The 8,463-nt window shown below is 67.6% G+C and carries 9 protein-coding genes; 8 read left to right on the top strand and 1 reads right to left on the bottom strand.

The annotated features are described in order from the left end of the window. Positions 1-36 precede the first annotated feature (36 nt). Positions 37-660, top strand: coding sequence for a hypothetical protein (locus tag A5713_RS27095; protein WP_068099269.1), 624 nt, complete (start codon positions 37-39; stop codon positions 658-660). A 35-nt stretch (positions 661-695) separates the two neighbouring features. Continuing rightward, positions 696-1,190, top strand: coding sequence for a DUF2231 domain-containing protein (locus A5713_RS27090; RefSeq protein WP_068099268.1), 495 nt, complete (start codon positions 696-698; stop codon positions 1,188-1,190). Positions 1,191-1,217: 27 nt separating this feature from the next. On the opposite strand, the gene A5713_RS27085 is transcribed toward A5713_RS27090, so the two are convergent. Beyond that, positions 1,218-1,694 (bottom strand): nitroreductase family deazaflavin-dependent oxidoreductase, encoded by a 477-nt coding sequence (locus A5713_RS27085; RefSeq protein WP_067917367.1) that lies wholly within the window; start codon positions 1,692-1,694, stop codon positions 1,218-1,220. 146 nt (positions 1,695-1,840) lie between these two features. Between A5713_RS27085 and A5713_RS27080 the strand changes: the two genes are divergently transcribed. From A5713_RS27080 to A5713_RS27055, 6 genes are all read left to right on the top strand, one after another. Next, complete coding sequence (locus tag A5713_RS27080) at positions 1,841-2,518, top strand: TetR/AcrR family transcriptional regulator (RefSeq protein ID WP_068099267.1); 678 nt, start codon at positions 1,841-1,843, stop codon at positions 2,516-2,518. A 37-nt stretch (positions 2,519-2,555) separates the two neighbouring features. Next, complete coding sequence (locus tag A5713_RS27075) at positions 2,556-3,779, top strand: cytochrome P450 (protein WP_068099266.1); 1,224 nt, start codon at positions 2,556-2,558, stop codon at positions 3,777-3,779. Beyond that, positions 3,773-4,954, top strand: a complete 1,182-nt coding sequence (locus A5713_RS27070; RefSeq protein WP_068099265.1) for an amidohydrolase family protein — start codon at positions 3,773-3,775, stop codon at positions 4,952-4,954. Before A5713_RS27075 ends, A5713_RS27070 begins: the two co-directional genes overlap by 7 nt. Further along, positions 4,951-6,186 carry a Xaa-Pro peptidase family protein gene (locus tag A5713_RS27065; RefSeq protein ID WP_068099264.1) on the top strand — a complete coding sequence of 412 codons (1,236 nt, stop codon included), beginning with the start codon at positions 4,951-4,953 and terminating at the stop codon, positions 6,184-6,186. The genes A5713_RS27070 and A5713_RS27065 overlap by 4 nt, the downstream gene beginning before the upstream one ends. Then, complete coding sequence (locus A5713_RS27060) at positions 6,176-7,300, top strand: Xaa-Pro peptidase family protein (protein WP_068099263.1); 1,125 nt, start codon at positions 6,176-6,178, stop codon at positions 7,298-7,300. Before A5713_RS27065 ends, A5713_RS27060 begins: the two co-directional genes overlap by 11 nt. A gap of 105 nt (positions 7,301-7,405) precedes the next feature. Beyond that, positions 7,406-8,463 (top strand): 13E12 repeat family protein (locus A5713_RS27055; RefSeq protein ID WP_068099270.1); only part of this gene is annotated, 1,058 nt, incomplete at its 3' end.

Here is an 8,463-nt window from a genome sequence, read left to right as displayed (position 1 = left end):
GTGGCGCCGGAGGCGGCCTGGAAGGGAGCTCGAGCGATGACGACTTCACGGACGGCGACCGCGGGTGTCGCGGCGGCGGCGGCGCTGGCAGTGGCGATAGCAGGGTGCGGCAAGCATTCGACGACGTCAACGCCGTCGAAGTCGGGGTCGTCCAGCTCGGCCACCAGCGCACCCAGTTCTACACCGACGTCGTCGGCATCCGCGCAGGCGAACCAGTACGTCGGGCTGTTGATCCAGGCGAGCGACATCAACGCGCCAATCCCGTTCACCGCCACCCCGCCGACGAGCAACCCGAACGGTCAACCCGGCGTCGCGACGACGTTCAAAGACGAGGACGGCAGCCACGTCATCAAGGACACGATCCAGGTGCTCGCGGACCCCGACGCCGCCACGAACGCGTTGAACACGGCCAAGGGCGCGCAGGGTGACGTGATCAAGAACCCGACTACCCAAGCCGCCAACGTGGGCACGGGTGGAACGACGTTGATGGGCAATTCCCCGGACAAGAGCAAGGGCGTGACGATACTGCTGTTCACCGAGGGCAAGGCGTTCGTCACGCTGGAATTCGACGGGCCGCCCGACACGCTTGCCCCCGCCGACTTCGTCAACGACGTGGGCCAGAAACAAGACGCGGCCATCAAGAAGGGGCTCGGCGGCTGAGCGCCGGTTGATCGCCCAACGCACCGAGGAGCCCGATGACCGTCATCAACGGCCTGCCCGCCCATGCCCTGCTGCTGCACTTCGTGGTGGTGCTGGTACCGCTGACCGCCGTGCTGGAGATCGTGTGCGTGTTCTGGCCGACGGCGCGCCGGGGCCCACTGTTGTGGCTCGCATTGATATCGGCTGTCGCCACCATGGTGTTGACGCCGATCACGGTTGACGCCGGGGAATGGCTTTACGACCTGAGGGCCAAACCCAGCGCCATCCTGCAGAAGCATGCCACCCTGGGCGCCACGATGACCTACTTCTCGGCCGCGCTGCTGGCGGCCGCGCTGGTGCTGGTGGTGATGCGGCTGATCGAACGCCGCTCGGACAAGAGCCGCGTGGTCGTCCGGGCGACGATCGCGATACTGGTGCTCGCCGTCGCCATCTCATCGATGGTCCAGATTTACCGCGTGGGTGATGCTGGCGCCCAATCGGTTTGGGGTGGCGAAATCGCCCGCCTGCAACAATCCCATCACGCGGGGTAGCGGTCGCCAGTACACCTAGGCGGGCGCCTATGCCGTGGGCGTGAGCAGGAACAGCCGGAATTGCCGCCCACCCGCGCGATCCTGGGCGACTTGATAGTTCGGCCAGTGCGCCAGCACGGTCGACCACGCCTCGTCGCGCTCCTCGCCGGTGAGCAACCGCACCGTCGCGACGAAACGCTGACCGCGCCTGCGGACGGTAACCCGTTGCGTGGCCTTCAGATTCGCCGACCACGACGGGTGGCGATCCCGGCCCCAGTTGGAGCCGACCACCAACAACCCGTTCTCGACGGGCACGTACTGCACCGTCGCCGTGCGCGCCAGCCCGGTTTTGCGACCCGACGTCGTGACCTGAACGTTGGGCACACCGGCGAGATCCAGAACGCCGAGCCGCCCGTTGGTCGCGAACCGCAGCAGTGCCTCGAGCCCTTCAGCGACCGGCCGGCCATTCAGGACGAGCCTGCGGTAGGCCGCCGGATTGCGAGCCACCCGCTGGAGCGGATTCATACGAAGACTGTATTCCCGCGCGGCCCCGCCCGGGCGTCGGAGCAATGAAATCGCCTTGAAGTGCCGGGGATTGGGGATCCGGACGCTTCATAGCGCGACGGCCGCCACGCCCGTTAAATAAATTGCTTGATTTAATCGGCCTCGCGGTGTTCACTGAGGCGATGACCGCCGAGCGGATCGCTCGCTCCGACAGGTCGACGGGTACCCGCGAGGCGATCTTGTCGGCCGCGGAAGTGCTGTTCGCCGAACGCGGCATGTATGCCGTGTCGAACCGGCAGATCAGCGAGGCGGCCGGGCAAGGCAACAACGCCGCCGCTTGCTACCACTTCGGAACCAGGACCGACCTGCTCCGCGCGATCGAAGGCAAGCATCGGGAGCCGATCGAGGAATTGCGGGCCCAGATGCTGAGCGCCATCGGCGATTCGGCCGTACTGCGCGACTGGGTGGGCGCGCTGGTGCGGCCACTCACCGATCACCTGCACGCGCTGGGCACGCCCAGCTGGTACGCCCGGTTCGCCGCCCAGGCGATGGCCGATCCCACGTACCGTCACGTCGTCACCAGGGATGCGCTCGCCTCGCCACTGCTCGTACGGACCATCGACGGCATCAACCGGTGCCTTCCCGATCTGCCCCGTCGGGTGCGCTCGGAACGAATGGTCATGGTGCGCAACCTGCTCATGCACACCTGCGCGGAGCACGAGGGCGCGCTCGCCGAACACGGACCGCGTTCACGTTCGGCATGGCCGGTCGCCGGCGAAGGGCTGATCGACGCGATCGTCGGCCTGTGGCGCGCACCCGTCCACGTGGCCGCCGCGGGCGGCTAGTCCTCGAACCCGAGAACCCCCAGATCCCAGGAGAGCGATGACAGACGCCTCGACCGCCACCGATATTCCGGAGTTCCCGATGTCGCGGGCGCCGGGTTGTCCGTTCGCCCCGCCGCCAAAGGTGTTGGAGCTCAACGCCGGCACCCAGCTGAGTCGCGTCCGGATCTGGGACGACAGCACGCCGTGGCTGATCCACGGCTACGAGGCGATCCGGGCGTTGTTCACCGATTCGCGCGCCAGCGTCGACGACCGGCTGCCGGGATATCCGCATTGGAACGAGGGAATGCTGGCGACCGTGCACAAGCGACCGCGGTCGGTGTTCACCTCCGACGCCGAGGAGCACACCCGATTCCGCCGGATGCTGTCGAAACCATTCACCTTCAAGCGCGTTGAGGCGCTCCGGCCGGCGGTGCAGAGCATCACCGACGACCACATCGACGCGTTGCTGGCCGGCCCCAAGCCCGGAGACCTGGTCAGCACGTTGGCACTGCCCGTCCCCTCTCTGGTGATCAGCCAGTTGTTGGGTGTGCCGTACGAAGACGCGGATTTCTTCCAGACCCAGGCCCAACGGGGCATGGGCCGGTACGCCACCGAGGAGGACACCGCACAGGGCGCGGCATCGTTGGCGAAGTACCTGGCGAACCTGGTGCGGACCAAAATGGAAAGCCCCTCCGAGGACTTGGTGTCCGACCTCGCCGAGCGGGTCAACGCCGAGGAGCTCAGCGTGCGGGAAGCCGCGCAGTTGGCCACGGGTGTGCTCATCGCCGGCCATGAGACCACCGCCAACATGATCAGCCTGAGCATCGCGGCCTTACTCGACCACCCCGACCAGCTGGCGCTGCTGCGCGACGCCGACGACCCGAAGGCGATCGCGGTCGCGGTCGAGGAATTGATGCGTTACCTCAGCATCATCCAGACCGGTCAGCGCCGCATCGCCGTCGAGGACATCGAGGTGGCCGGCGAGACGATCCGCGCGGGCGAGGGCATCATCCTCGATGTCGCGCCGGCGAACTGGGATGCCCGGCAATTCCCCGACCCGGAGCGGCTTGACCTGCTCCGCGAGGACGGCCCGCACGTCGGTTTCGGCTACGGCCGCCACCAGTGCGTCGGGCAGCAACTGGCCCGGATGGAGCTGCAGATCGTCCTGCCCACCCTGCTGCGCCGCGTCCCGACGCTGCGGCTCGCGGTGCCGCTGGAAGAGCTGCCGTTCAAACACGACGCGCTGGCGTACGGCCTTTATGAGCTTCCGGTCGCATGGTGAAGCCCGGTCGGCTTCGCCCGCGAACCCTCTACCCGGAGGGTGTGATCGGTGCGCCCAAACACCGCCGCGGCCACGCCACCGGTGCCAGCACGGGGCTGCCCCCCGGCACCGAGGTGTTCTCCGCCGACAACCACATCTCGGTGGCCGACGACATCTTCTACGAGCACTTCCCCGACGACCTGAAGGATTACGCGCCGAGAATCTGGTACGAGGACGGCGCGTACCTGCTCGGCCGACCGGGGCAGTCGATGGTGGTCGGCGATTTCAGCGCGGTGCTGATGCAATACGACGATCTGGCCGGCGCGGTGAGCAACAACATCGATGCCCGCGTGCGTGAACTCGCCGAGGACGGCGTCGACAAGGAACTCGTTTTTCCCAACGCGGTCCTGGCGCTGTTCCACTACCCCGACAAGGACCTGCGGGAGCGCATCTTTCGTATCTACAACGAACACATTGCCGCCGTGCAGGAACGCTCCGGCGGCCATTGCTACGGCGTCGGTTTGATCAACTGGTGGGATCCGCGCGGCACCCGGCGCACGCTCTCGGAACTGAAGGCACTGGGGCTCAAGACGTTTCTGATGCCGATCAGTCCCGGCATCGACGACAACGGCCACGCGATCGACTTTTCGAGCACCGCGATGAGCGCGGTGTGGGACGAGATCGAGGACGCGGCCCTGCCCGTCGCCCATCACATCGGCGAGAGCCAGCCGAAGGTGCCGAGCGAGGTCAACAGCGTCGCGGTGGCCATGATGGTGAACATCGACTCTTTCCGGGAGATGTTCTCCAAGTACGTCTTCGGCGGCATCCTGGACCGCCACCCGGGGCTGCGGGTCGGCTGGTTCGAGGGCGGCATCGCCTGGATCCCACCGGCTCTGCAAGACGCCGAGCACGTGCTGGCCTCCTATCGGCACATGCTCGCACACCAGCCCGAGCATGACGTGCGTCAGTATTGGGACGCCCACATGTGCGCGTCGTTCATGGTGGACGGCCTCGGGCTCGCCCAGGTCGACGAGATCGGGATCGACAAGGTGATGTGGTCCTCGGACTACCCGCACAACGAAAGCACCTACGGATACTCGGAGCGGTCGCTGGCCGCGGTCGTTGACGCCGTCGGGCCGGAGGACGCGGTTCGCGTCGTCAGCGGGAACATCAGAAACTTCCTGGGGCTCTCATGACCGATTCGCTCGCCGCTCGCGGCTCCGTGATCGATATTCCCGACGAACCGGACCGGGTCCGCATGCGGGCCGAGATCGGGGCGCGGCTGCGGTCCGCGATGGCCGACCACGGCGTCGACGCGTTGATCCTGTTGATGAACGGGTATGTGGGGTACGCGACCGGCGCCAGCTGGCCGCTACTCGACGCCGGCCTGTCACACGTGGAGCGCCCGGTCGCCGTGGTGCTCGCCGACGACGAATACCCGCACCTGTTCATGCCGTTCCGCGGTGGGGCGTCCGCGGAGTCACCGGTACCCGACGACCATCTGCACGGTCCCGTCTACCTCGAATTCGACCACGGTGTCGAACAGTTCGCGCGCGAGTTGGCCGGGCTGATCCCGCCGGCCGCGAACGTCGCCGTGGACGAGCTGACCGGGGCGATGCGCAGGGCCGGCCGCGCGCTGTTCCCCGCGGGCGCGCCGACGGACGCGGCGATCGTGCTCGCCGACGCGCAACTGGTGAAGACGCGTGACGAGCTGTCGTGCCTTCGCCGCGCGGCCCGCATCACCGAACAAGCCATCGTGGACGTGCAGCGGGCCCTGGTGCCGGGGGTGCGGCAGACCGACCTCTCGGCCACGCTGGTCCGTCGCGCATTCGAGCTGGGAGCCACCACGAACATGCTGGAGGCCATCTGGCAGGTGATGCCGAGTTCGCGGGAAGCCGGGGTGTGGACGACGCATGGCGACCTTGCGCTGCCGCTGCTGCCCACCGATCGTGAGCTCACCGCCGGTGACGTGCTGTGGACCGATATCAGCATCACCTACCTCGGCTATTGCTCGGACTTCGGCCGGACCTGGGTGGTCGGCGAACGGCCCACGCCGCGACAGCAGGACCAGTTCCGGCAATGGCGGACCATCCTGGACGCGGTGCTCGCGGTGACCAAAGCCGGCGTCACGTCGGGTGATCTGGCGCGGGCGGCGATCGCCGCCAATGGCGGCCGCAAACCGTGGTTGCCGCACTTCTACCTGGGGCACGGCATCGGCACCTATCCCGCCGAAGCTCCCATGATCGGAACGGATCTCGGTGAAGAGTTCGACGACCACTTCGTCTTCCCGCCCGGGATGGTTCTGGTTCTGGAGCCCGTGGTGTGGGAGGACGGCACGGGCGGCTATCGCAGTGAGGAGATCGTGGTGATCACCGAAGACGGCTACCAGCCGATCACCGACTACCCCTACTCCCCCTATGGCGACTGACCTGCTACCCGACGCGTACGCGCTGCGGACGGGCCGTCGGGAACGCGCGCTGGCCCAAATGGATGCACACGGACTCGACATCCTGGTGCTCGGGCGGCAGGCCAACATTCGTTACGTCACCGGCGCCCCGCAGCTGTGGATCGCCGGGACGCGGCCGTTCGGTCCGATGTGCGTGCTGGTGCGCGCCACCGCGGACATCTACCTCAACAGCACCGACGACGCGGGCGTCCCGGAAGAGATCGGGCACGATCACCTTTACGGATTGGCGTGGAACCCGATGACCCTGATCGACGTGCTGAAGAAGATCGACGGCACCGACACGGCACGGCGCGTCGGAACCGACGCGATCACACCGACTTTCGCCGCGTTGCTGCCCGAAGCCTTTCCCAACGCCGACATCGTCGACGGCGAACCGGCCATGCGGGCGGCGCGGCGGGTCAAGACGGCCGACGAGATCGTGGCGATGACCACCGCGCTGCGCATCTCCGAACGCGGATTGGCCGCGGCCCTCGGCGAATTCGGGCCCGGAGTGCCGGAGCGGACGCTGGCCGCGGCGATGATGGAGGCCATGGCCGCGGGCGGCGTCAGCACACCGGCCACCCAGGACGCCGCCTGGGTCACGTCAAAGGAGCACCCGTGGCGGCGCGCCGATTCGGGGGAGGTGCGGCCGGGTGACCTGGTCGCGTTCGCGGCCGGGGCGCTGGCCAATGGCTACGTCGCGGAGGTGGGTCGAACCTGGCCCGCGGGCGATACCGTCGACAGCTCTATCCGCAAGTTATTTGGCCGTTCGGATGTGTTGTACGACAACATGCTTGCGGCCTGTCAACCCGGCGCGCCCACCTCCGACTTGGTGACGGCCTATCAGGCGGCCGGCGAACCGATTCCACCGATGCCGATCGCACACGGCCTGGGGCTGGGGTTCGATCCACCCGTGGTGTCGCAAACACTGATGGCCGCCGGCGAACGGGACCAGCTGGAGGCGGGCATGGTGCTGGCGATCACCGCGTACGTCTGGCAGGAGAGCGTCGGGGCGGTATTCCGGCGGGATACGGTCCATATCACCGAGGGCGGCGCAGAGGTGATGACGACCAGCCCGGTGTGGGACGGCACCTGATCACTCCCCAGCCCTCCGCCGGACCGCTGAAATCACTTGTGTCACTTTGGCTTCAGTGGCCTCTGCGAGGCCATTTTTGTCGGTAGGGGTGGCTAGTTTGGCGATATGAGTCCAAGCAGTCATCCAGATGTCGACGCGGTGTTCGACGACCTTGATGCAGCCTTGGCTCGCGCCCGCGCGTTGCCCGTGGACGCGATGACCGTCTCGCAGCAGCTGGCAATGCTGGAACGCAGTGAAGGGGCACGCCGACAACTACCGGCCATCGAGCACCCGCTGATCAATAGCCTGGCACGCCGGGCCACTCCCGAAGAACTCGGCGGAAAGCTGTCCCATGCGATCGCCGAATCGGTGTTGATCAGCCGCGCCGAAGCGTCGAGGCGCATCAAGGAGGCGACCGACCTCGGGCCGCGTTCCGGCCTGACCGGCGAGCCTCTGGAGCCGCTGTTGCCGGCGACGGCTGCCGCCCAACGCGAAGGAAAGCTGGGCGCCGGGCAAGTGGCCGTGATCCGCAGGTTTTTCCATCATCTGCCGGGATGGGTGGACTTCGCCACCCGCCAGGCCGTCGAGGCAGACCTGGCCACGCACGGCACGCAGTATCGCCCCGAACAGCTGGCCGAGCTGGCCGACCATATCGCCGACTGCCTGAACCCCGACGGCACCTACACCGACGAAGACCGCGCCCGGCGGCGCGGTCTCGCGCTGGGCAAGCAGGGCCCCGACGGTATGTCCGAGCTGCGCGGCATGCTGTCCCCCGAGCTGCGCGCCACCCTGGAAGCGGTGCTGGCCAAACTCGCGGCACCCGGCATGTGTAGCCCGCTGGATGACACGCCCTGCGTCGACGGGACACCGACGCAAGAGGCGATCGACCGCGACGCCCGTAGTGCCGCCCAACGCAACCATGACGCGCTGCTGGCGGCGTCACGTGCGTTGCTGGCCTCGGGAAAGCTGGGTCAGCACAACGGGTTGCCGGCCTCCATCGTCGTCACCACGACGCTGCAAGAGCTCGAGTCGGCCGCCGGGCGCGGCCTGACCGGCGGCGGCACCACCCTGCCGATGAGCGATGTCATCCGGCTGGCCCGCCACGCGCACCAACTTGTTGAATTGGGAGCAAGAGAGCGTGGCCTGCAGCCATGCTTCTCTAGGCGGTGGCCGGCTCCGCTCGA

It is taken from the genome of Mycobacterium sp. E2497 (genome assembly GCF_001668695.1).
GTDB lineage: Bacteria > Actinomycetota > Actinomycetes > Mycobacteriales > Mycobacteriaceae > Mycobacterium.
Note: the sequence above shows the minus strand (reverse complement) of the source record. Positions and strands in the feature narration are given on the sequence as shown.

What these genes read in the sequence shown, in the direction of transcription:
- A5713_RS27095 (WP_068099269.1), top strand. Translation starts at nt 37, where the DNA reads ATGACGACTTCACGGACGGCGACCGCGGGTGTCGCGGCGGCGGCGGCG.
- A5713_RS27090 (WP_068099268.1), top strand. Translation starts at nt 696, where the DNA reads ATGACCGTCATCAACGGCCTGCCCGCCCATGCCCTGCTGCTGCACTTC.
- A5713_RS27085 (WP_067917367.1), bottom strand. Translation starts at nt 1,694, where the DNA reads ATGAATCCGCTCCAGCGGGTGGCTCGCAATCCGGCGGCCTACCGCAGG.
- A5713_RS27075 (WP_068099266.1), top strand. Translation starts at nt 2,556, where the DNA reads ATGACAGACGCCTCGACCGCCACCGATATTCCGGAGTTCCCGATGTCG.
- A5713_RS27070 (WP_068099265.1), top strand. Translation starts at nt 3,773, where the DNA reads ATGGTGAAGCCCGGTCGGCTTCGCCCGCGAACCCTCTACCCGGAGGGT.
- A5713_RS27065 (WP_068099264.1), top strand. Translation starts at nt 4,951, where the DNA reads ATGACCGATTCGCTCGCCGCTCGCGGCTCCGTGATCGATATTCCCGAC.
- A5713_RS27060 (WP_068099263.1), top strand. Translation starts at nt 6,176, where the DNA reads ATGGCGACTGACCTGCTACCCGACGCGTACGCGCTGCGGACGGGCCGT.